Below are 21,761 nucleotides of genomic sequence, written 5' to 3' on the forward strand. Positions count from 1 at the left end.
CAGCACATCCAACGCAACCTGCAACCGCACAACAAACTCCTCACGGTAGAAAGGGAAACGCGACAGGCCACCAACCATCACCCCGCCGCCGGCGCCCGGCAATGCTTCGCCGCATGAGGAAAAACAATCCCCCGATAGGCACAATCAATAACCGTGGGCCGCCGAGGCGCGAGCGGTCCGGGCCTTCGCGACCCGGCAGACCTCGGCCGGCCGGTGCGCGGAGCGTCGGCGATCCGCTGGTCACGCCCGCTTCCCGGCTTTCGTCGGCGCTGGTGCGCACGGCTTCCCGCTCGTCTCGGCCCGGCCGCCGTTCGTCCGTGATTCGGCTCCGGTCGTGCTCGAGCGGTTGCCAGGCCCCGATGCGAGCGAAGAAGCTCTCCGGAGAATAGCCGAGTTCAGGGCGACGATACCGGATAATCGCGCCGGCGGAGCCCTCGGCGGGCAACGGCGCCTGTTTGTCCTGCCGTTGTCGCCGGTCGACCGTGCGGGAGGACCTTATGAGGCGCGAATTGCCGGATTCCATTGTGGCCGAAGTGCCTTCCGTGCCTCGTGGCCGGCGTTGACGAATGTTGATTCATTGCCTCGGGGCCGCCGCGGGCGGCGGCTATCCACAGTGGAATTGCGCCTGCGCCGGGTGCGGCAAGGCCCGCGCGAAGCCGGAGCACGCGACGGCGCACGCCGGGATCGCGGTTTCCGGCGACGGCGAGCGGTGGTTCCTGTTCAACGCGACTCCCGACGTCCTCCACCAGATCGCGGCGGATCCCGTGCTGCATCCCGGTCCGGGCATCCGGGAGACGCCGGTCGCCGGGGTCGTGCTGACCGACGCGGAATTCGACCACACCATCGGCCTGCTGATGCTGCGCGAGGAATCGTCGCTGACGGTGCACGGGACCTTTCCCGTGCTGGAGGCGTTGAACCTCTGGTTCCCGGTGCGGCAGCTGCTGAGCGACTACGCCGACATCTCCTGGTCCGAGGTCCGGGCGGGCGAGCCGGTCGATCTGGACGACCGGGTGCGCGCGACCCCCTTCCTGACCGGTTCCAAAGCTCCCCGCTACGTGGGGAATTCCCAGCTCCGCGAACAGCCGGCGGAATGGGAGGTCGGCTATCGCCTGGAAGACAAGCTGACCGGCGGGATCGCGGTCTACGCGCCGACGGTGCCGCGATGGGACGAGAAGTTCGAGCAGCAGGTGGCGCCGGCCGACTGCGTGTTCGTGGACGGGACGTTCTGGACGGACGACGAAATGTCCAAGACCGGCGCGGGAAACCGGACCGGCCGGTCGATGGGGCACCTGCCGGTCAGCGGGGACGGCGGATCGGCTCGCGCGCTCGCCGCGCTGCCCGCGAAGCGGAAGATCTACACGCACATCAACAACACGAATCCGATTCTCGACGAAGAGTCCCCGGAACGGCGCTGGGTGACGGACTTGGGCATCGAAATCGGCCGAGCCGGCTTGGAGGTGGAAGTATGAGCGTCAGGTCTGCCGAGGAGTTCGAAGCGCACCTGCGGTCCATCGGAGAGAAGCGGTACCACCATCTGCACCCGTTCAACGAGCGGATGCACGCGGGCGAGCTGTCCGAGGCGGAATTTCGCGGATGGGTGCGGAACCGCTTCTACTATCAGATGAATCTCCCGAAGAAGGACGCGTTCATCCTGACCAAGCTCCCTGGCCGGGACGACCGGCGCAGGTGGATCACGCGGATCACCGACCACGACGGCCGCACCGGCGACGAAGGCGGCCTCGAAAAGTGGGTCCGCTTGGGGAAAGCAGTCGGCTTGAGCCGGGAAGAACTGTACGACGTGGACACCGTTCTGCCCGGCGTGCGGTTCGCGGTCGACGCGTACGTCGACTTCTGCCGCCAGAAGCCGTGGCTGGAGGCGGTCGCGTCGGCGCTGACGGAACTGTTCGCGCCGGACCTGCTCAGCAGGCGGATCACCGATGTCCGGCGCCATTACCCGTGGATCGCGACGGAGGGCCTGGACTACTTCCGGGCCCGGCTCACTCAGCAGCCCAAGGACATCGCGCACCTGCTCGAATTGGTGGTCGAAAACGCGAAGACCGAGCAGCAGCAGGAAGCGTGCGGCCGAGCGCTGGAGTTCAAGTGCGACGTGCTCTGGAGCCTGCTGGACGCCGTGGAACTCGCCTACCGCAAGAGTTCGTGATGAACGATTCCGAATTGGCCGCCGTGCCGAAGCTGGCGACGAAAGCGATGCTCAAGCACGACAACGTCCGGGACGTCGAATTGCTCCTGTTGCCCGAACGCGTGGTGCTGCTGAACAAATCCGGGGCGGCGATACTGGGGCTGTGCGACGGCAGCCGGACCGTGCGGCAGGTGGTCGACCAGCTCGAACGCGATTTCCAGGCCGCCGATCTCGCGAACGACGTGATGAAATTCCTGCACGACGCGCGAGGCCGCGGCTGGGTGGTGGTCGCATGAACGGCCTGCCGCAGCCCTATGGCCTGCTCGCCGAGGTCACGCATCAGTGCCCGCTGCACTGCGTCTACTGCTCGAATCCGCTGAACCTGCTCGACCGGCAGGACGAGCTGGCCACCGAGGACTGGGTGCGGGTGATCCGCGAGGCATCCGGGCTCGGTGTCGTGCAGGTGCACTTTTCCGGCGGCGAACCGCTGGTGCGCGGCGATCTGGAGACGCTGGTCGCCGAGTGCCGCGGCCTCGGCCTGTACACGAACCTGATCACCAGCGGCCTCGGGCTGACCGAGAGCCGGGCGGAGGCCCTGGTCACGGCCGGGCTCAACAGCGCCCAGCTGAGCATTCAAGGCGACGCCGCCGAGTCGACGAACCTGGTCGCGGCCAGCAAACGGTTCGACAAGAAGGCGGCCGCCGCGCGCATCATCCGCGACGCCGGCCTGCCGTTGAACATGAACGTGGTGCTGCACCGGCTGAACCTCGACCGGCTCGACGCGATCATCGACGTCTGCGCGGAATGGGGCGCCGAGCGGCTGGAACTGGCCAACAGCCAGTACTACGGCTGGGCGCTGCGCAACCGCGAGCGGCTGATGCCGAGCAAGGCCCAGCTGGACGACGCGGTCGCCGTGTACGAACGCCGGAAGGCCGAACTGGGGGAGCGGATGGAACTCCTCTGGATTCTCCCGGACTACTACGAGCCCTACCCGAAGCCGTGCATGGGCGGATGGGCGCAGAACGCGCTGACCGTCGCACCGGACGGCACGGCGTACCCGTGTCCGGTGGCCGCCGAGATCACCACGATGGCCTTCTCCTCGGTCCGCGACCACGACCTGGAGTGGATCTGGACGAAATCCGAGGCGTTCCAGGCCTTCCGGGGAACGGCGTGGATGCCGGATCCGTGCCAGAGCTGTCCGCGCAAGGAAATCGACTTCGGCGGCTGCCGCTGCCAGGCGTTCGCGTTGACCGGCGACGCGGCGCGCACCGATCCGGTGTGCCAGCACTCGCCGGACCACCACCTGGTCCAGGACGCTCTGGTCCGGGCCAATCACAGCAACGGCGAAGCGGCGGACCTGGTTTACCGGCGTCCGGCCGCGCGGAGGCACTGACGGATGTCGCTGGCAGGCACCACACTCACTAAGGAAGAGGCGGCGGCGCGGTCCGCGACGGTCTCGCGCGTCCGGTACGAGGTGGAACTCGACCTGACGACCGGCGAGCACGAGTTCGCGACGACCACCGTCGTCCGCTTCCACGCGGAGCCTGGAGAGGTCTTCCTCGACTTTGCGGGAACAGCCGCGGCGGTGGAGTGCAATGGCCGTGAACTGGGGTCGGCGGCACAGGCCGGAACCCGCATCCGGCTGGCCGTGAGGCCGGGGGAGAACACGGTGCGCGTGGCCGGGACCGCTCCGTATTCGCGCACCGGCGAGGGCCTGCACCGTTTCCGCGACCCGCTCGACGGGCAGGTCTACCTGCACACCAAGTTCGAGCCGTTCGCGGCGCACACCGTCTTCGCCTGTTTCGACCAGCCGGATCTGAAAGCGACGGCCGGCGTGACCGTGACCGCGGAGGATCACTGGACGGTCGTCGCCAACACCGACCCGGAAAAGCTGGTACCGCTGGAGGGCGGCCGCACCAGCTGGCGGTTCTCGCCCACACCGCCGCTGCCGACCTACTTGGTGGCCTTCGCCGCCGGCCCGTTCCGCCGCGTCCAGGCCTTGCACGAGGGATTGTCGCTGGGCCTCTACGCGCGGAACTCCCTTTACTGCGCATTGACCCGCCAGGCGCCCGAGCTCTTCGAGGTGATCAGCCGCGGGCTCGACTTCTACCGCCGGCTGTTCGACCTGCCGTACCCGTTCGCCAAGTACGACCACGTTTTCGCCCCCGAGTACGCGTTCGGCGGCATGGAGCATCCGGGCTGTGTCACGCTCAACGAGCGGTTTCTGTTCCGGCACCGGGTCACCGAGGACACGCGGCGCAGGCGAGCCGAACTGCTGACGCACGAGATGGCGCACATGTGGTTCGGCGATTACGTGACCATGCGCTGGTGGGACGATCTGTGGCTGAACGAGGCGTTCGCGACCATGATGTCGGTCGTCGCGCAGCCGGAAGCGACGCGGTACGGCGAAGGCTGGACCGGCTTCGCGCATCACAACCTGCCTCTCGCCCGGCACGCTGACCAGTTGCCGACGAGCCACGCGATCCGGGTGGCGACGCCCGACACCGACGCGGCGCGCTCGAACTTCGGCCCGATCGTGTACCGGAAAGGCGCGGCGGTCCTGCACGAGCTGGCGGAGCGGCTGGGCTGGGACTCGTTCGTCGCGGGGGTGCGGAGCTACCTGCGGACGCACGCGTGGGGCAACGCCGGTCTCGGCGACTTCGTGGCCGCGCTGCAGCGGGCTTCCGGCGAAGATGTCGGCCGGTGGGTCGAGGAATGGCTGCTGAGCAGCGGTATCAATACCGTCGAAATGGTCCGGGACCGGCTTGTCCAGCACGCGGATGTTCCGCCGCGGCGGCTGAACCTCCGGGTCGCCGCGTTCGACGACCGCGAGGGCGAGCTGGTGCTGCGGCGGCGCGCGCACGTTTCGCTCGAATCGGCCGAGTGCGAGCTGACCGGCTTCGACGACGCGGATCTGGTGGTGCCCAACGACGACGCGGTGAGCCACGTCAAGGTCCGGCTGGACGCCCGGTCCCGGCAGAAGGCGCTGGCGAGCTTGTCCGCGGTGGACGATCAGCGGGTGCGGGCAGTCGTCTGGGGAGCGTTGTGGGACGAGGTGCTCGACGCGCGCTTGCCGGCGCGGAGCTACACCGCGGCCGTTCTCGCGCACGGGCCGGGGGAGAGCGATGCCGGGGTGCTGGAAGCGCTGCTGGATCGCGCGGTGCGCGCTGTCCGCGTTTACGGGGATCCGTCCCGCCGCACGGAGATGCTGGCGACGCTGGCGCACCAGATGCGAACGCTGCTGGCCGCCGAAGCTCCGGGCAGCGATCGCCAACTGGTCTTCGCCCGCGCCCTGGTCGGCGTCGTCCCGGACGGGGAACACCGTCTGCTGAGCGAAATCGCGTACGGCCGATCCCCGTGGGCGGACCTGGAAGTGGATCGGGATCTGCGGTGGCGTGCAGTGTTCCGCCTCGCGTCGACGGGACAAGACCTCGACGGATGCCTGGAGGTCGCCATGGAGGCGGATCCCGGCGACAGCGGCCGCCGGAACGCCTTGACTGCGGAGGCCGCCCGGCCCGCGGCGGCAGCCAAGGAAGCGGGCTGGGAGCGGCTGTTCAACGGCGAATTTTCGCTCACCGAGCGGAAAGCCGTCATGGCGGGCCTGCCGCAACCCGGGCAAGAGGAAGTGCTCACCCCGTATGCGGACCGCTACTTGAGGACGCTGGAAAGCATGCCGGGCACCGTCGAACCGGAATTCGCGGTGGCCTTCGCCCGCGCGCTCTATCCCCATTTCAGCACTGCTGAGCAGAGTGTGCTGGCGGGCACCGACCGCTTGCTGGAAAGCACGTTGCTGCCGCAGAACGTGGTGAAGGTCCTCCGCGAGGAGCGCACCGAACTGCTGATCATGCGTGCGGCGCGAGCGTGCGACGCCGCGCATCGAACGAAGTGAATGGAAGGCGCAAGGCTTCAGTCGCGTGGGCAGACTGAAGCCTTGCGCCGGCTGAAGCGGCTGTCAGCCTCGGTAGAAGTAACCAGTGGCTTCAGCGCAAACCTCGACGACCGTGTACTCCGGCGTTTCCCACTTCACGTTATTTCCTCCTGTAGAAGGATTCCGGGCGAGTGCTTCGCCGGGAAGCATCTCCGATGCGGCGCAAGTGCGGCCACCGATCTGAGCCGGACGGCCGGAAAGCAGTGACAGACGGCGGTTTTCCGGTGCCGAGTGGACTGAAACCCTTGTCCGCCAAGGTGTTTCGCCGACCGACGGCCAGCGGGGCAAGCCGGAAACTCCCGCAGGTGACGTGCTGTGCACCGTTCGTCTCCGCAGCGGCTACGTTCGTGTCCCTCGGATTGACCGGGCTCACCGGCCAGTGCAGGCTCAGTGCACACCGCGGGTCCAGCGACCGCGGGTCGCGCAGTCCGCGCACCGTCAGTGTCGATTCCTCAGGCACAGTACGACGTATTCCGGAGCGGGAGGGGGAAATCGTGGTTCTTCCCTCAAAAATGCCTCAGCTCGCCGACCTCGATCTGCTGCTGTCCGTCGAACGCTACGGCAGCGTGGGGAAGGCGGCGCAGGCGCACAGCCTTTCCCAGCCCGCGGCCAGCATCCGGATCAGCGCCATGGAACGCAGGCTCGGCCTGCGGCTGCTCGAACGGTCCCCGACCGGGTCGAAGCTGACCGAGGAAGGGGAAATGCTCGCGAAGTACGCCCGCAACGTGATGCACGCGGCGCGGGAGCTGCTGGAGTTCGGCTCCGGTTCGTCCAGCGCGAGCAGGTTGCGGGTCGCGGGCAGCCCGGGCGTGTCCGAGCACCTGATCCCGGAATGGCTGAACCGGTCCGGCCTCTCGTTCGGCGAGGTGCGGGTGGAGGTGCGGACCGGCCGCGTCGACGAGCTGCGGCAGCTGATCCGGGCCGACCAGGCCGACGTCGCGTTCATCGACGGCTGGTGCCAGGCCGGAAGCCAGCTGCCGAAACAGTTCCGGGAAGGCCTGGTCACCAAGTACATCTGCGACGACAAGCTGGCCGTGGTCGTCGGGGCGGTGCATCCCTGGGCGAAGCGGCCCGGCCCGGTGACGGTGGAGGAGCTCGCTTCGGCCCAGCTGGTGGTGCGCGAGCGGGGATCCGGTCTCCGCGAGTTCACCGACGAACTGCTGGGTTCCGCGCGTGCTTCGCGAAGCTACGTCGAACTGCCCTCCAGCGCGGCGGTCAAGCAAGTGGTCGCCGCGGGCAGACGGGTGACCGTGCTGAACATCTCCACCGTCCGGTCCGAGATCGCGGACGGCAGTCTGCGGCTGGTCCCGGTCGAGCAGGAGATGCCGGCGAAGCCGATTTACGCGGCGTGGAGCGAACGCCGGGGATTGCCCGGGCACGCGAAGGAGCTGGTCGAGATCGCGGCGGCGAAGGGCAGTCCCCTGCCAGGCCCGCGGCCTGGCCCGAAAGTCACTAGCACAGGAGGAGTAACAATCGATGTCCACTCTTAACAAGATCGCTCGCATCATGGTCTCCGACCGGCGCGGAATCCTCGCCGCGGACGAGAGCATCGGGACGATGTCCTCCCGGCTCGAAGGGGTGGGCGTCGAAGCGACCGAGGAGAACCGGCGCGTGTACCGGGAGCTGATCGTCACCACCCCCAAGCTCCCGGAATCGGTCAGCGGCATCATCCTCGCCGACGAGACGTTCCACCAGAAGCTGTCGAACGGCCAGACGTTCCCGCAGTTTCTCGCCGACCGCGGCATCCTCGCCGGGATCAAGGTCGACACCGGGGCGAAGCCGCTGGCGGGCGCACCGGGCGAGAACGTGACCGAAGGGCTCGACGGACTGCGCGATCGCGTGAAGAACTACGCGGCGCTCGGGGCGACCTTCGCCAAGTGGCGCGCGACGATCACGATCGGCGACGGCCTGCCGTCGGACCGCGCGGTGCGGGCCAACGTGCACGCGCTGGCGCGGTATGCCGGTCTGTGCCAGGAAGGCGGCATCGTGCCGATCGTCGAGCCCGAGGTGCTGATGGACGGTTCCCACTCGCTGGCGAAGTGCAAGCAGGTGACGACGTCCGTCCTGCGCGCGCTGTTCGACGAGCTGAGCCTGATGCAGGTGCAGCTCGACGGCATCGTCCTCAAGCCCAACATGGTGGTCGCGGGCAAGGACTGCCCGGAGCAGCCGTCGGTCGAAGAGGTCGCGAAGGCCACTGTGGACGCGCTGCGGGAGACGGTGCCGTCGTTCGTGCCGGGCATCGCGTTCCTGTCCGGCGGGCAAAGCCCGGAAAAGGCGACCGAGCACCTCGCGGCGATGCAGAAGCTCGACCCGCTTCCGTGGGAGCTGACCTACTCGTTCGGACGGGCGCTGGTCGGGCCGGCGCTGGAGACCTGGCGAGGCGACGAGAGCAAGCGGGAAGCCGCTCAGCAGGCGCTCTCGGAGCGTGCGGTGGCGAACGCCGCGGCTCGCTGATCGCCCGACGAGAAGACCCGGCCGGTGCGAGCGGCGGTTCGCACCGGCCGGGCCGGGTCGAGGAAATCTGCCCGTTCGCGCACAGGATGGATGTCTATGCAGAGCCAGGAATGGGGCCTTGCCGCCGCGGCGGCTGCCCGGCGCCCGGACGACGCCCTCGCCCTCGAACTCGTGCGCGGCACCGAGGCCGCCGCGCTCGCGGCCGGACGGTGGGCCGGGCACCGCGACGACAGCGCCGAACTGGCCGCCATAGACGCGATGCACACGTCGCTGCGCTCGGTGGCGATGGACGGCACAGTGGTGCTCGGGGTGGGCTCTCCGGACGATTTCCCCGCCCTCTTCCACGGCGCGGAGGTGGGCACCGGCGAAGGCCCGGTGTGCGATATCGCGATCAGCATCGGCGACGGCGCGCTGTCGGAGGCCAGGGATGTGCCCCGCGCGCTGACCGCGGTGGCGGTCAGCGCGCGCGGCGCGATGGCCGGCCTGGCTCCGCGGCACAGCATGGAGAAGCTGGCGGTCGGCCCCGGTCTCGCGGACGTCGTCGACATCACCCGCCCGGTGGCGGAGAACGTGCGGAGGATCGCCGGGGCGAAAGGGATGCGGGTGTCGGAGGTCGTCGTCGCGACGCTCAATCGACGTCGGCACGTGGAGTTCGCCCGCGAAGTCCAGGACGCCGGTGCGCGGGTCCATCTGGTGGAGGGCGGCGAGATCGCGGGCGCCGTCGCCGCGGCGCGGCCGGAGAGTCCGGTCGACATGTTCCTGTGCATCGGGAACGCCGTGGAAGGGGTCGTCGCTGCCGCCGCGTTGTCCTGCCTAGGCGGATCGATGCAGGCGCGGCTGGCACCCGAAGGTCCCGCGGAGCAACCGGCCGCGGTTCTTCGCACCGAGGACCTGGTGGGCAAGGAGAGCGTGGTGTTCTGTGCCTCCGGGGTGACCACCAGCGAGCTGTTGCGCGGTGTCCGGAACGACGGCGAGGGCTGCACGACCACGCGGTCTCTCGTGCTGTGCTCGGATCCGGACACGGTGCGGACGATCCAGTCCGAACACCGGTATGTCAGGGAGCGCGGCCGTGGGTGAGGCCGAACCTCTGCTCGCGCGCTATCGCGGGCTGATCTGCGACCTCGACGGAGTGGTGTACCGCGGGGCTTCCGCTGTCCCGCACGCGGTCGAGACCCTGAACGACGCGGCCGCATGCGGACTGCCTGTCGTCTTCGCGACGAACAACGCGTCCCGTCCGCCCGCGGACGTCGCTGACCACCTGCTTGAGCTGGGCCTCGCCGGGGACGGCTGGTCGGTGGTCACCAGTTCTCAGGCGGCCGCGGCGTATCTGGCCGAGCGGCTGGCTCCTCGCGCGCGAGTGTGCGCGGTCGGCGGCCCGGGCGTTGCCCATGCGCTGGCCGAAGCCGGGTTGACGCCGGTCCGGGTCGCGGACTTGGCGGGCGCGCCAGTCGAGGCGGTCGTGCAGGGACTCGGCCACGACATCACGTGGCGCGAGCTCGCGGCTGTCGGGTATCTGGCGGAAGCCGGAGCTGCCTGGGTGGCGACGAACATCGACCGCACGCTCCCCACGCCGTACGGGAAGGCGCCGGGCAACGGCGCGCTGGTCGCCTTGGTGCAGACGGCGACCAGCGCTTCCCCGCACGTGGTCGGAAAGCCGAAGGCGGCCTTGTTCGACTTGGCTCGCGCTCGGCTGGGCACTGCTCCGCCGGACACTTTGGTGTGCGGAGACTTGCTGGGCACCGACATCGAGGGGGCGAACGCCGCGGGCCTTGACTCGCTTTTCGTGCTGAGCGGATCCTCCCGGCTCCGCGATCTGGCTTTCGCGCAGCGGCGTTCCCGCCCGACGTATGTCGCTGCCGACGTGAGCGGGCTGCTCGCGCCCGCGCTGCCGCTGGGGATCGCCTCGGCCGAGTGCATCGCCGGTTTCGGGCAGGATGGCGTCCCGTCCTTGCCGAGCGTCGCCGACAACGGCCGTTTGCTCCAGGCGGTCGTCGCCGGTGCGTGGGCGGCTCGCGACGGCGGCAGGGAGATTTCCGACGACGCGCGGCTGTGGGAGCGGATCGAACAGCAGCTTGGTGTCGCCGGTCCGGGGTGATCCGGGCGCGGCCGCCGAGAAGGGAGCGCGCCGCGTTCTGCCCGCAGGCTGAGCGAGCCGATCACTCCGCCGCTGTCCGGTTCCGGACAGCGGCGGACGGTCATTTTCCGGGCAGGGCGGGCGGTTCGCCGGTGCGTTCGTACTCCGTCAGCAGGTCGATCCGCCGCTGGTGCCGTCCGCCCTCGAATTCGGCGGTGAGAAACGCGTCGACGATGCGCTCGGCCTCTTCGACGGTGTGCATCCGCGCGCCGATGCCGGCCAGCAGGGCGTTGTTGTGCTGGCGGGCCAGCCGTGCGGTGTCCTCGTTCCAGGCCAGTGCCGCGCGTGCGCCAGGCACCTTGTTGGCCGCGATCTGTTCCCCGTTGCCCGAACCGCCGATGACGATGCCGAGGCTGCCTTCGTCGGCGACGACGCGCCGCGCCGCCTCGACGCAGAACGGCGGGTAGTCGTCGCCCGCGTCGTAAACGGCGGGGCCGACGTCGGTCACTTCGTAGCCGAGGCCGGAAAGCCGTTCGGCGAAATGGTTCTTGAGTTCGAGTCCGGCGTGATCGGAGCCAAGATAGATTCGCACGGCGGCGAGTCTAGTGCCGGTCCCGGCGGATGGGCGGGAAACCTTTGCCGGACAGTCATTGGAATGCGTTATAGGCCGGTGCCGGGGCGTGCGCCGCCGTCGCCGGGGCGTGCGCGGCCGCTCCCGCTCGTCGACGGCGGCGCACCGTTCGGCACCGGTTGCCGACCGCTGGTGCACCGCCGGTTGCTGCCGCCGTGTTAAGGCGAAGAAGCTGGATCGTGACCGGGAGATTTCGTGACGGTGTCGTCGAGATCGAGCGGTTTTCGGGAGCAGCCAGCAGAAGGAGAACGACATCATGTGGGAAACCCCGGAGTACACGGTCATCGAGGTGTGTGCTGAGGCCACCGGCTACTTCTACCGGCGCTGACAGCCCGGCCGCACCGGCCGTGTTCCGCGAATAGGCATGGGCGCGAGGTTCCGGACGCGGGACCTCGCGCCCATCTCCGAGCGCGCTCGATCCCCCTGGAGAGGCGGTCCCCGTGAATCTCGAATTTCTTCCGCTGGTGGCGCTCGCGTTCGGCCTCAGCCTGGACAATTTCCGCTCGTCGATCGCGATCGGAACCATCCCGTTCGGCTGGCGCCGAGCGGTGCAAGTCGCCCTGGTCTTCGGCCTCTGGGACGCGCTGGGCCCGCTGCTGGGCGGGGTCGCCGGCCGCTACCTCGGCGAATTCGTCGGCGACTGGGGCGAGTACGTCGGCGTGGCCGCGCTGGGGTTGTACGGCCTGTATTTCCTCGTCTCGGCGATCCGCAACCCGGAGACGGAAGCGGACGACCTGGACCACCCGTGGGTGACGCTCTTCGGGCTGCCGTTCTCGCTCACCGTCGACAACTTCCTCGCCGGGGCCGGCCTGGGGATCGCCGGATTCTCTTTGGTGATCCCGATGTTCACCTTCGGCGCGATGACGGTGGTGCTGTCGCTCGCCGGGCTGTTCGTCGGCCGGATGGCCGCCAAGGTCATCCGGATCCGGGCGGATCTGCTCAGCGGCATCTCGCTCGTCGGCGCGGCGGTCCTGTTGCCGCTCGCCTTCGACTGAACCGCGGGGGAGGACCGCGATGCCCGAGAATCCCGACACCCACGTCTATCGCACCTACGACCAGGTGCTGGCCGGCTCCGGCCGGTCCGGCAGGCGGAATCCTCCTGCGGCGGGCGGGAAACCCGACGACTGGTGGCCGCACCGGCTCGACCTGAAGGCGCTGCGCCGGAACGTTCCCGCGAGCGACCCGATGGGCGCGGATTTCGACTACGCGCACCACTTCGCGACGCTCGATCTCGACGAACTCGCGCGGGACGTCGACGAGGTGCTGACGAACTCGCAGGAGTGGTGGCCCGCCGACTTCGGCCACTACGGGCCGCTGGTGCTGCGGATGGCCTGGCACGCCGCGGGCACCTACCGCGTCAGCGACGGCCGGGGCGGGGCCGGCACCGGGATGCAGCGCTTCGCTCCGTTGAACAGCTGGCCGGACAACCGGAACCTGGACAAGGCCCGCCGGCTCCTGTGGCCGGTGAAACGCAAGCACGGCCGCAAGATCTCCTGGGCGGACCTGATGGTCTTCGCGGGCAACCGGGCGCTGGAGTCCATGGGCTTCAGGACATTCGGGTTCGGCGGCGGCCGCGCGGACGTGTGGGAGCCCGACGAGACGTACTGGGGCCCGGAACGCAAGTGGCTGGCCGACGAACGCCACCACGGCCTGCACGAGCTCGACGAGCCGTTGGCAGCCGAGGAAATGGGGCTCGTCTACGTCGATCCGCAAGGCCCGGCCACCAATCCCGACCCGGTGCTGGCCGGTCGCGACATCCGCGAGACCTTCAAGCGGATGGGGCTGAACGACGAGGAAACCGTGGCGCTCATCGGCGGCGGGCACACTTTCGGAAAAACGCACGGCCCGGCGGACCCGAACACGACCGGCGGCCCCGAGCCCGAGGGCGCGCCGCTGGCCGCGCAGGGGCTCGGCTGGCTGGGCGGCAAGGGCGCGGACGCGGTGTCCAGCGGGCTGGAGGGCATGTGGACCCGCACCCCGGTCACCTGGGACCACACTTTTTTCGAGACGCTTTTCCAGTACAAATGGGACGTCGAGCTCAGCCCGGCGGGCCTGTGGCAGTGGATCCCGAGCGACGGACAGGGCGAGGGCACCGTTCCGGACCCGTTCGACCCGGACGTGAAACACCATCCGGTCATGCTCACCACCGACCTCGCGCTGCAGGAGGACCGGGTCTACGCGCCGATCGCGCGGCGGTTCCTCGAGAACCCGGAGGAGTTCGAGGACGCGTTCGCGCGCGCCTGGTTCAAGCTGACGCACATCGACCTAGGACCGATCGAGCGCTACCTGGGCCCGCTCGTCCCGGCGGAACGGATGATCTGGCAGGACCCGGTGCCGGAGGCGGACCACGAACTCGTGGACTCCGGCGACATCGGTGCGCTCAAAAGGGAAATCCTCGACTCCGGCCTGTCCGTCGCGCAGCTCGTTTCGACGGCGTGGGCGTCCGCGTCGACCTATCGGGACAGCGACAAACGCGGCGGGGCGAACGGCGCGCGGATCCGGCTGGAACCGCAGCGCGGCTGGGCGGTGAACGAACCTGAGCGGCTGGACGTCGTTCTGGCAGTGCTGGAAGGGATCCAGCGGCGATTCGCCGCGTCCGCGCGAGGCGGCAAACGCGTCTCCCTTGCCGATCTGATCGTGCTCGGCGGATGCGCCGCGGTGGAACAAGCCGCCGCGGCGGGAGGCTGTCCGGTCGAGGTCCCGTTCCGGCCCGGGCGCACCGACGCGACCCAGGAATGGACCGACGTCGAATCCTTCGGCGCGTTGGAGCCGGCGGCGGACGGCTTCCGCAATTACCTGGGCAGCGGGTACCGCGTGCCTCCGGAACACCTGCTGATCGACCGCGCGAGCCTCCTGACGCTGACCGCACCGGAGATGACCGTGCTGGTCGGCGGATTACGGGTCCTCGGAGCCAACCACGGAGGGTCCACAGCCGGGGTGTTGACTGCGGCCCCGGGTTTTCTGACCAACGACTTCTTCGTCAACCTCGTGGACACGGGAACCGAGTGGGCGCCGCGCGGCGGCGGCTACGAAGGCCGGGACCGGGCGACCGGAGAGGCGAAGTGGACGGCGACCCGGGTCGATCTCGTCTTCGGTGCGAACGCCGAGCTGAGGGCGATCGCCGAGGTCTACGCCGGCGACGACGCGCGCGGGAAGTTCGTCCGGGATTTCGCCGCTGCCTGGGCGAAAGTCATGGAACTCGGCCGGTTCGACCCGCGCTGAGGATCCTCTCGTGCTGAGGTCCGTGAAGGGCTCCTTGAGGGAATCTGGTTCCCGCAAGGAGCCCTTCACGACCCTCGCCGCCGATCTGACTCAGGGTTCCCCTCGCAGACGTCAGCTGGAGCGGAGAAGCAACGCGGCCCCGTCGACGCTGCGCATCGCCGTAACGACGCCGCGCGCCGCGCTGCCGAAAAACCCGATGTGTCCATTGTGGACTATTCCGGTGTGGTCCCGCGCACACGAGCGGTACCAGTCGGCGGGGGAACGGCGCCGATCCGCCCTTCGGTGGCAACGGATATCGGAACTCCGCTCCCCGGCGTAGGGTCGGATTTCGTTACCGGCTCGGGAATTTCCCCGGTCGATCCGGTAATCGATGCGAGTGCTTCGGGAAAACTGTCAGAAGGTTCACGTGTGCTGACGAGGAGGTGACGTCCGATGACCATTGCCGAAGAGCGAGAAGACCTCTTGGCGGAACTCAGCGGACAGAACAAGGCGACCATCGGTGCCGTGCTCGGCACGGGCTCGGTCGGCAAGGCGACCGAGCGTGCCGACGGCACGATGGAAGCGACCATCCGGATTCCGGAGGACGCGATGCAGTGGGAGCCGGGGATCCTGATCCTGCCGCACGGCGGCATCCTCGAGTTGACCATCATCAACGACGACAAGAACACGCACGCCTGCCTGCTCCCGAGCAACGGCGACCGGCAGTTCATCGGCCTGCTGAACCACTCCAAGGGCAGCGCGCGGCTCGAACTGGACGGCCCCGGCTGCTACTGGTACGGCTCGCCGGCCGGCAACGACGAGGGCAGGGGCCTGACCGGAGCCATCGTCGTCACCGGCGAGGTGCCGCCGGAAGCCAAACTCGACCGACCCGCCCAGCCGCGGCCGTGAACCGGGAGGAACAGTCATGACCCTCGAATACGTCGACGCCGGCCGGGCGTTCAACCACAACAAGCTTTCCAACATGCCGCACAGCGCTCCGGACGTGACGAGCGGCATCAATTACGAGCGCATTCTTCAGGCGCGCAGCGAATCCCAGAACTGGATCACCTATTACGGCGCCTACGACGGCCAGCGGCACAGTCTGCTGGACCAGATCAACGCCGACAACGTCAAGAACCTGAAGGTCGCCTGGATCCACCAGGCGAGCGCGACCGGCGTGATCGCCTCCACCTCGACCTACGCGTTCGAGGCGTGCCCGATCGTCGTCGACGGCGTCATGTTCGTGACCGGCTGGGACGGCTGGCTCTGGGCGCTCGACGCGCGGACCGGCGAGCAGCTGTGGCGCTACAAGCACGCGATTCCGGTCGACGTGACGCTGTGCTGCGCGAACGTCAACCGCGGCTGCGCGGTCGCCAACGGCAAGGTCTACATGGTGACCCAGAACGCCCAGCTGGTGGCTCTGGACGCGACCAACGGCGAGAAGGTCTGGCAGAAGACCATCGGCGACGTGCGCGCGGGCGAGAGCGCTTCGATCGCCCCGCTGGTCATCAAGGACACCCTCATCACCGGTTCCGCCGGCGGCGAGTACGGCGTCCGCGGCCACATCGACTGCTGGGACCTCGAGACCGGCGAACAGCGCTGGCGCACCTACACCGTCCCGAAGCCGGGCGAGCCCGGCTCGGAGACCTGGCCCGCCGACGGCGAGGCATGGCAGCGCGGCGGCGCGAACCACTGGGTGACCGGCACGTTCGACCCGGAGCTGAACCTCTACTACGCGGGCACCGGCAACCCGGCTCCCGACTTCGACGGCGAGGTCCGCGAGGGCGACAACCTCTACACCGACAGCGTCGTCGCGCTGGACGTCGACACCGGCGAGATCAAGTGGCACTACCAGTTCACCCCGCACGACCTGTGGGACTACGACTCCACGATGGAGATGACCCTCTTCGAGCGGGACGGCAAGAAGCTGCTGGCCCACTTCGACAAGAACGGGTACATGTTCGTCCTCGACCGCACCAACGGCGAACTGCAGCACGTCACCCCGTTCGTCGACCGGATCGACTGGGGCGTCATCACCCGCGACGGCAAGGTGACGCCGCGGAAGTACCCGGACAAGGAAGGCGAGCCCTGCCACTTCTTCCCCGGCCCGGCCGGCGCGAAGGAATGGACGCACGCCTCGTACAACCCGGACCACGACCTGTTCTACGTGCCGGTCGCCGACGTGGGCGCCACCGCCACGCGGCGCCGTCGCGAGTTCAAGGAAGGCATGCCCTACTGGGGAGCCGCCGTCGAGGTCGACATCGACAACATGGCCGGTTCGGTCAGCGCGTTCGACTCGCACGGCGAGGAGAAGTGGCGCTACCGGATGGATCTGCCGATGGCCGCGTCGACGCTCAGCACCGCGGGCAACGTGGTGTTCGCGGGCACGCCCGCCGGCGAGTTCATGGCGCTGCACGCCGAGACGGGCGAGAAGCTCTGGAGCTTCCAGTGCGGCAGCGGGCACCACAGCAGCCCGAGCACCTATTCCCTCGACGGCAAGCAGTACATCACGGTGCCGGTCGGCTGGGGCGGCTGGCTCGAAGGCATTGTGCCCGGCATGTCCGGCCAGGGGCATGGCGCCGCGGTGATCACCTTCTCGCTGTGACCGGAGAATCGGTGTCGGCGGGAGACTTCAGGAAAACTTCCGGGAGTTTCCGTTAGGGCCCGCCCGGTGCTCGAATCGCCCCGACGATTCGAGCACCGGGCGGGCTTTTTTCCCGATAAGCAACGACCGGAAAGGTGAGCTGGAATGAGCCAGTCGTCGACGGCGAATCCGGGACCCGGAGCCGAACTGCTTTCCTGCTGGAATTGCGGGGAGGATTACCGGCAGGAGGACCGTGCGCGCCATACCGAACCGGTGCGGTGCGGGCCGTGCATCGTGTGCGCCGGAAAGCCGGCGTGCTGCAGTTGCCGTCTCATGTATTGCGTGTGCGAGGTGCACCGGTACCGCGGCTGAAGAGCCTCAGATCGCCAGCGCCCGCCGCACCGCCGGGGTGTTCCGCCGGGAAACCGGCACCATGGTCTGTTCCTGGTCGTCCATGACGAGGAACAGCTCGCCCTTGTAGCGGCGTTCGACCTCGCGGATGCGGCTCAGGTTCACCACGTACTGGCGGTGCACTCGCAGGAAGCCGGCGTCGCCCAGTTCGGTTTCGAGCTTGTCGAGGCCGGGAGAGGCGGAGCGCAGCCGTCCCTGGTCGGTCGACAGCCACACGTCATTGCCGTCCGACTGGGCGAAAGAGACTTCCGGAAGCCGCAGCAGCACCATGCGGTTTTCGCGGGTCGCGACCATCCGGTGCGGCTGCGCCCGCTGAGGGCCGTCCTCGCCGGACCGGGGCAAGGGAACGCCTTCCGACGTCCCGAAGGTGACCAGGTTGCCCAGCAGGTGCCCGGACAGGAACACCGGCCGGAAGCTGATCGGCATGGGTTCGGCGGCGAGCCTGGTGAAGATCTGCGTCGAGCCGAGCCAGTCGTGATTGCGCGTCGCCTGTTTCGCGGCGTAGACGGAAGCCTGGATGAATTCCGGCAGTTCCGGTTTCCACCGCACGGCGGGATCGGGGGCGGGCGTCGAGCCGGGAATGCCGAGAAGCACGCTCGCCGTGTCGTCGGCGAGCACCACCCGCCCCGAGGGATCGACCGCGGCGAGCGCCGCGCTCGAGCGCGCCCTGGCGTCGTTGAAGGAAGCCATCAGCTGGGCGCCGTCGTCTTGGGCGCGCCGGCGAAGAATGCGCTGGGTCATCGTGGCTGCGTTGCTGAGCCAAGCCCCGGCCGCGCCGGGAAGATCCCCGCGCCAGCACGAGATGTTGAGCACCGCGACCGATTCCCTCGTCACCACGTCCCGGATCGCGACACCGGCGCAGTTCCAGTCGTGGAACGCCTGGCACCAGTGTTCCGCGCCGCGGATCACCACCGGCGCGTAGGACATCAGCGCGGTGCCCATGCCATTCGTTCCGGTGGCCCCTTCGGACCAGCAGAACCACGGCGCCAGGTTGGCCTCGGCGGCGACGGTGCGGGTGGCCGGGTCGCCCCATTGGGCCAGGACCCGTCCGCTCGCGTCGGTGATGGTCACGATGCCGCCGCCCGCATTGACCTCGTGCGCGAGCGCTGCGGCGCGGAAGCCGAGTTCCGCGATGACGACGTCGCGCTCCAGTGCCTGGTCGACTTCGGCGACGGCGACCGGAGCTTCGGTGAGGAGCGGATCGACCCGGAACTGGTCCCGGCACCGGTGCCAGGAAATCGCGACCTCGGGCCGCACGCCGCGGAGGTCGTCCTCGCCCCGGGCGAAACGTTCCCAGGCCTGGTACACCGTTGCTTCGCCACGGTTGCGTGCTGCCGCGTCGAGCCGGCGTACGTCCGCCATGTGAGACCGCCTTTGGTCCGGTGCAGATCCGAACGGGTGCGGCCCGGGTCGTCCGGGCGCTCACGGAAGCTAAGCTCCGGCTCGGCGCGGCGGCAAGCCGAGCGGGATGACTGCGGGCGAATGCCGGATGAACGGCGGCGGAACGAGGACGACCGGCGGTCGTCCTCGCACCAGCGGCGGACCGGCCCGGACCGGGCCTGCCTGCCCTACCCTTCGGAGCGCGCGGCGTGCGCTTGACCTGGGCGGCGCCGCACGGAACGATTTTCCGCCGAACGGCCACGAGCCGGGAACATCGTCCCGTATGACGGGAAATCCGGATCGCCCGCCCGCGGCGGGACAACGATCTTGTTTGTCTACAACTTCGTGACTGGGCGACGCGGACATGTCTTGTAATGCCGCGCTACGCCGAGTTACGTTGGTTACCGCTGTCACAGCCCGGCGGTCCCAGGGGACCCCGGTGCTCGAGGCGACGAGGAGGTCGCGATGACCGTGAGCGTGCCGCCGTTGGCGATTGCACCGAGTGAGTCCGGCAGACACGGCGACCTGGCGGGCGGCTCGCTGGAAACCTCGTCGTCAGCGAGAGAAGTGGCTCAGGCCTGGGAGAGCTTCGCCGCGGGAGAGGACATCGAAACCGGCGTCCGCCCGGAGATCCTGGCGTCGTGGTACCGGTGCCGGGACCGCTACGAGGTGGACCGGACGCTGGACGTCGCGCCGGGCGCACGGGGCGACGACATCCAGCGCCTCGACAACGGCGTCATCTTCACGACGCTCGGCGGCCTCGGCGCGCTGGCCGGTCGTGAAGTGGAGCAGGACGGCGCCGTGGTCACGGTCGCGGACGGCGACGGGCGCGTCCTCGGCGCGTGGGGCGACCCCAGCGCGCGGCGGCGGGCCGAACTGCACAACCTCGCCCCGTGGTCGTCCTGGTCGGAGCAGTGCACCGGCACGAACGGGATGGGCACTTCGCTGGAAGTGTCCGGTCCGGTGACCGTGACCGGGCCGGAACACTGGTGCGAAGCGTTCCACCGGTGGTCCTGCGCGGGCATCTCGGTCCGCGACGTGGTGACCGGTTCGCCGGTCGCGTCGATCAACATCTCGCGGTGGAACGCGGCGTTGTCCGAACTGGTGCCCGCGTGGCTGACGAAGGCCGCCGCCTGCGTCGAGCAGGAGATCTACCGGCGCGCCATTTACGAGGCCGACAAAGTGATCTCCGAGTTCAACCGCAAATGCGATCAGGTCGCCGATCCGTTCCTGGCGATGGACCGCGGCGGCAATGTGATCGCGGCGAACGACGAGGCGGTGTCGCTGCTCGGGCTGACTCCCGAAAGCGGTATTTCGCCGGGCGCGACCGAACCGGCGAAACGCTGGACCCCGGACATTTCCGGGCTTCCCGAAGTAGTGCGGTGGGCCAAGGAACGCGCGCAGGGGCCGGCTCGCTGGAGCGGCTACGCGTGCCTGCCCGTGAGCCCGGGAGAGGACGCCACCCCGGTGACCCTGCGGCCGGTCCTCGACTCGGACCACGTGGTGGGGATGCTGTGCGTGTTCGGGGTGCGAGAAGGGGAACCGTACGAGGAACGCGCGGAAGCCGCGGTCGGCCCGCTGCCCCGGCGGATCGTCGGGATCCGCAACGAGCGGCTGGTGCTGCTCGCCCCGTCGGAGATCCGCTACGCCGAGGCCGACCGGAACATCGTGTGGCTGAACACGGAACGGGGAAGGATCCAGGCCGCGACCCGGGGACTGGACAACATCGAGCGTTCCCTGCTGTCCTGCGGGTTCAGCCGGGTGCACCGGCGGTTCCTGGTGAACCTGCGCCGGGTTGCCGAGCTGGAACGGGGCATCAAGGGCGAGCTGTTCCTGATCATGGACCCGCGGTCGCACGAGTCGGTTCCCGTGTCGCGGCGGCAGGCTCCCGAGCTGCGGAGGATGCTCGGCATCTGAGGTCCGCGGCGGGAGAGGCGATCGGGCGCACGGGAGCGCCCGGCAGCCGAAGCGCGGCGGCGCGGGCGCCCTCGTGCGGAGGATGCCCGGCGGCCGGACTTCGCGGCGGCAGGAACCCGTGCCGCGGAGGACGCCCCGGCAGCCGGGCCGGTCTCGCGGCCGCGGCCTCCTGCCCCGCGGGGCCGCGGCTCAGCGTTTGGCGCTTTCTGCCTGCCTGCGCAGCCCTTCCACGGCGCGGGCCGGGTCGTCGGCCGCGTACACCGCCGAGCCGGCCACAAAGCAGTCGACGCCGGCCTCCGCCGCCTGTTCGATCGTGTCGCCGTTGATGCCGCCGTCGATCTCCACCACCAGGTTCAGGTGCCCGGTGTCGACCAGCCGCCTCGCGGTGCGCGCCTTGTCCAGGACCTCGGCGATGAACTTCTGCCCGCCGAACCCGGGCTCCACCGACATCACCAGCAGGGTGTCGTAGTGCTTGAGCACGTCCAGATACGGCTCCAGCGGGGTGTTCGGCTTGATCGCGAGTCCTGCCCTCGCTCCTGCCGCGTGCACGTTCTTCGCGAGCATGACCGGATCGTTCGCGGCTTCGACATGCACCGTGACGTTGTAGGAACCCGCTTCCGCGTACCCGATCGCCCACCGGTCCGGGTTTTCGATCATCAGGTGGCAGTCCACCGGGATGTCCGTCGTCGCCAGCAGCGACTGCACGACCGGCAGGCCCAAGGTCAGATTCGGCACGAAATGCGCGTCCATGACGTCGACGTGCAGCCAATCCGCACGTCCGTGCACGGCGGCCGCTTCGTCGGCGAGCCGCGCGAAATCGGCGGAGAGGATGGACGGGGCGATCAATGGTTTATTCGACACGAGACAAATCGTAATTTCGGTTCGCCGCCGCCGGGCATTGCTTGTGCGTATCGGGGGATTGCTTTTGCGCATGTGGCACGGTGTTGCCGGAAACGGACCGGCGAGGCGATGGTGGAACGGAGTTCATCGACGACGGCGAAGGAGTTTGTTGTGCGGTTGCAGGTTGCGTTGGATGTGCTG

General features: G+C 69.0%; 19 protein-coding genes. 15 read left to right on the forward strand and 4 right to left on the reverse strand.

The genetic code is table 11. The features are described 5' to 3' along the window. The first annotated feature begins 566 nt into the window (after positions 1-566). The 5 genes from pqqB to pepN are packed head-to-tail and all read left to right on the forward strand — an operon-like array spanning position 567 to position 6,029. Complete coding sequence (gene pqqB / locus EIZ44_RS42765) at positions 567-1,469, forward strand: pyrroloquinoline quinone biosynthesis protein PqqB (RefSeq protein ID WP_037820718.1); 903 nt, start codon at positions 567-569, stop codon at positions 1,467-1,469. Beyond that, complete coding sequence (gene pqqC / locus EIZ44_RS42770) at positions 1,466-2,161, forward strand: pyrroloquinoline-quinone synthase PqqC (RefSeq protein WP_037820720.1); 696 nt, start codon at positions 1,466-1,468, stop codon at positions 2,159-2,161. The genes pqqB and pqqC overlap by 4 nt, the downstream gene beginning before the upstream one ends. Then, the gene (gene pqqD / locus EIZ44_RS42775) at positions 2,161-2,436 is read left to right on the forward strand and encodes a pyrroloquinoline quinone biosynthesis peptide chaperone PqqD (RefSeq protein WP_043832403.1); all 276 of its coding nucleotides are present in this window, start codon (positions 2,161-2,163) and stop codon (positions 2,434-2,436) included. The genes pqqC and pqqD overlap by 1 nt, the downstream gene beginning before the upstream one ends. After that, positions 2,433-3,533 carry a pyrroloquinoline quinone biosynthesis protein PqqE gene (pqqE, locus tag EIZ44_RS42780; protein ID WP_167754465.1) on the forward strand — a complete coding sequence of 367 codons (1,101 nt, stop codon included), beginning with the start codon at positions 2,433-2,435 and terminating at the stop codon, positions 3,531-3,533. Before pqqD ends, pqqE begins: the two co-directional genes overlap by 4 nt. Before the next feature lie 3 nt (positions 3,534-3,536). Beyond that, entirely contained in the window at positions 3,537-6,029 is a 2,493-nt protein-coding gene (pepN, locus tag EIZ44_RS42785; protein WP_134734442.1) for an aminopeptidase N, read from the forward strand. A gap of 63 nt (positions 6,030-6,092) precedes the next feature. On the opposite strand, the gene EIZ44_RS46345 is transcribed toward pepN, so the two are convergent. Continuing rightward, the gene (locus tag EIZ44_RS46345) at positions 6,093-6,167 is read right to left on the reverse strand and encodes a pyrroloquinoline quinone precursor peptide PqqA (RefSeq protein WP_491307209.1); all 75 of its coding nucleotides are present in this window, start codon (positions 6,165-6,167) and stop codon (positions 6,093-6,095) included. A gap of 413 nt (positions 6,168-6,580) precedes the next feature. On the opposite strand from EIZ44_RS46345, the gene EIZ44_RS42795 reads away from it, so the two are divergent. From EIZ44_RS42795 to EIZ44_RS42810, 4 genes are all read left to right on the forward strand, one after another. Further along, positions 6,581-7,558 carry a LysR family transcriptional regulator gene (locus EIZ44_RS42795; RefSeq protein ID WP_134667813.1) on the forward strand — a complete coding sequence of 326 codons (978 nt, stop codon included), beginning with the start codon at positions 6,581-6,583 and terminating at the stop codon, positions 7,556-7,558. Further along, positions 7,545-8,522: a class I fructose-bisphosphate aldolase gene (locus tag EIZ44_RS42800; protein ID WP_134667812.1), complete on the forward strand. Its 978-nt coding sequence runs from the start codon at positions 7,545-7,547 to the stop codon at positions 8,520-8,522. Before EIZ44_RS42795 ends, EIZ44_RS42800 begins: the two co-directional genes overlap by 14 nt. A 90-nt stretch (positions 8,523-8,612) precedes the next feature. Then, positions 8,613-9,599, forward strand: a complete 987-nt coding sequence (locus tag EIZ44_RS42805) for a fructose-bisphosphatase class II (protein ID WP_134667811.1) — start codon at positions 8,613-8,615, stop codon at positions 9,597-9,599. After that, positions 9,592-10,617, forward strand: coding sequence for an HAD-IIA family hydrolase (locus EIZ44_RS42810; protein ID WP_043832396.1), 1,026 nt, complete (start codon positions 9,592-9,594; stop codon positions 10,615-10,617). Before EIZ44_RS42805 ends, EIZ44_RS42810 begins: the two co-directional genes overlap by 8 nt. A 100-nt stretch (positions 10,618-10,717) precedes the next feature. Here the strand turns inward: EIZ44_RS42810 and EIZ44_RS42815 are convergent, their stop codons facing one another. Then, complete coding sequence (locus tag EIZ44_RS42815) at positions 10,718-11,188, reverse strand: ribose-5-phosphate isomerase (protein WP_043832394.1); 471 nt, start codon at positions 11,186-11,188, stop codon at positions 10,718-10,720. A 295-nt stretch (positions 11,189-11,483) separates the two neighbouring features. Here EIZ44_RS42815 and EIZ44_RS46350 point away from each other — a divergent pair, with 295 nt between their 5' ends. From EIZ44_RS46350 to EIZ44_RS42835, 5 genes are all read left to right on the forward strand, one after another. Next, positions 11,484-11,555: a pyrroloquinoline quinone precursor peptide PqqA gene (locus tag EIZ44_RS46350; protein WP_500676319.1), complete on the forward strand. Its 72-nt coding sequence runs from the start codon at positions 11,484-11,486 to the stop codon at positions 11,553-11,555. A 112-nt stretch (positions 11,556-11,667) separates the two neighbouring features. Further along, positions 11,668-12,222 (forward strand): manganese efflux pump MntP, encoded by a 555-nt coding sequence (locus EIZ44_RS42820; protein WP_235146721.1) that lies wholly within the window; start codon positions 11,668-11,670, stop codon positions 12,220-12,222. 19 nt (positions 12,223-12,241) lie between these two features. Continuing rightward, positions 12,242-14,449 carry a catalase/peroxidase HPI gene (katG, locus tag EIZ44_RS42825; RefSeq protein ID WP_205673483.1) on the forward strand — a complete coding sequence of 736 codons (2,208 nt, stop codon included), beginning with the start codon at positions 12,242-12,244 and terminating at the stop codon, positions 14,447-14,449. A gap of 432 nt (positions 14,450-14,881) precedes the next feature. Next, complete coding sequence (locus EIZ44_RS42830; protein WP_043832392.1) at positions 14,882-15,337, forward strand: MSMEG_3727 family PQQ-associated protein; 456 nt, start codon at positions 14,882-14,884, stop codon at positions 15,335-15,337. 16 nt (positions 15,338-15,353) lie between these two features. After that, positions 15,354-17,033, forward strand: a complete 1,680-nt coding sequence (locus EIZ44_RS42835; RefSeq protein ID WP_037820735.1) for a PQQ-dependent dehydrogenase, methanol/ethanol family — start codon at positions 15,354-15,356, stop codon at positions 17,031-17,033. A gap of 357 nt (positions 17,034-17,390) precedes the next feature. Here the strand turns inward: EIZ44_RS42835 and EIZ44_RS42845 are convergent, their stop codons facing one another. Next, the gene (locus EIZ44_RS42845; RefSeq protein ID WP_037820736.1) at positions 17,391-18,785 is read right to left on the reverse strand and encodes a DNA-binding protein; all 1,395 of its coding nucleotides are present in this window, start codon (positions 18,783-18,785) and stop codon (positions 17,391-17,393) included. Positions 18,786-19,268: 483 nt separating this feature from the next. On the opposite strand from EIZ44_RS42845, the gene EIZ44_RS42850 reads away from it, so the two are divergent. Beyond that, positions 19,269-20,720, forward strand: a complete 1,452-nt coding sequence (locus EIZ44_RS42850; RefSeq protein ID WP_134734444.1) for a DNA-binding protein — start codon at positions 19,269-19,271, stop codon at positions 20,718-20,720. A 189-nt stretch (positions 20,721-20,909) separates the two neighbouring features. Here the strand turns inward: EIZ44_RS42850 and rpe are convergent, their stop codons facing one another. Continuing rightward, positions 20,910-21,566 carry a ribulose-phosphate 3-epimerase gene (gene rpe / locus EIZ44_RS42855; RefSeq protein ID WP_134734447.1) on the reverse strand — a complete coding sequence of 219 codons (657 nt, stop codon included), beginning with the start codon at positions 21,564-21,566 and terminating at the stop codon, positions 20,910-20,912. Positions 21,567-21,761: the final 195 nt, after the last annotated feature.

This window comes from Amycolatopsis nivea, from assembly GCF_004522235.1.
In the GTDB taxonomy this organism is placed as follows: Bacteria; Actinomycetota; Actinomycetes; order Mycobacteriales; family Pseudonocardiaceae; genus Amycolatopsis; species Amycolatopsis nivea.

Bases quoted from the DNA above. Each gene is read 5' to 3' on its own strand.
- pqqB (WP_037820718.1), top strand. From the start codon at position 567: ATGTTGATTCATTGCCTCGGGGCCGCCGCGGGCGGCGGCTATCCACAG.
- pqqC (WP_037820720.1), top strand. From the start codon at position 1,466: ATGAGCGTCAGGTCTGCCGAGGAGTTCGAAGCGCACCTGCGGTCCATC.
- pqqD (WP_043832403.1), top strand. From the start codon at position 2,161: ATGAACGATTCCGAATTGGCCGCCGTGCCGAAGCTGGCGACGAAAGCG.
- pqqE (WP_167754465.1), top strand. From the start codon at position 2,433: ATGAACGGCCTGCCGCAGCCCTATGGCCTGCTCGCCGAGGTCACGCAT.
- pepN (WP_134734442.1), top strand. From the start codon at position 3,537: ATGTCGCTGGCAGGCACCACACTCACTAAGGAAGAGGCGGCGGCGCGG.
- EIZ44_RS42795 (WP_134667813.1), top strand. From the start codon at position 6,581: ATGCCTCAGCTCGCCGACCTCGATCTGCTGCTGTCCGTCGAACGCTAC.
- EIZ44_RS42800 (WP_134667812.1), top strand. From the start codon at position 7,545: ATGTCCACTCTTAACAAGATCGCTCGCATCATGGTCTCCGACCGGCGC.
- EIZ44_RS42805 (WP_134667811.1), top strand. From the start codon at position 8,613: ATGTCTATGCAGAGCCAGGAATGGGGCCTTGCCGCCGCGGCGGCTGCC.
- katG (WP_205673483.1), top strand. From the start codon at position 12,242: ATGCCCGAGAATCCCGACACCCACGTCTATCGCACCTACGACCAGGTG.
- EIZ44_RS42830 (WP_043832392.1), top strand. From the start codon at position 14,882: ATGACCATTGCCGAAGAGCGAGAAGACCTCTTGGCGGAACTCAGCGGA.
- EIZ44_RS42835 (WP_037820735.1), top strand. From the start codon at position 15,354: ATGACCCTCGAATACGTCGACGCCGGCCGGGCGTTCAACCACAACAAG.
- EIZ44_RS42845 (WP_037820736.1), bottom strand. From the start codon at position 18,785: ATGGCGGACGTACGCCGGCTCGACGCGGCAGCACGCAACCGTGGCGAA.
- EIZ44_RS42850 (WP_134734444.1), top strand. From the start codon at position 19,269: ATGACCGTGAGCGTGCCGCCGTTGGCGATTGCACCGAGTGAGTCCGGC.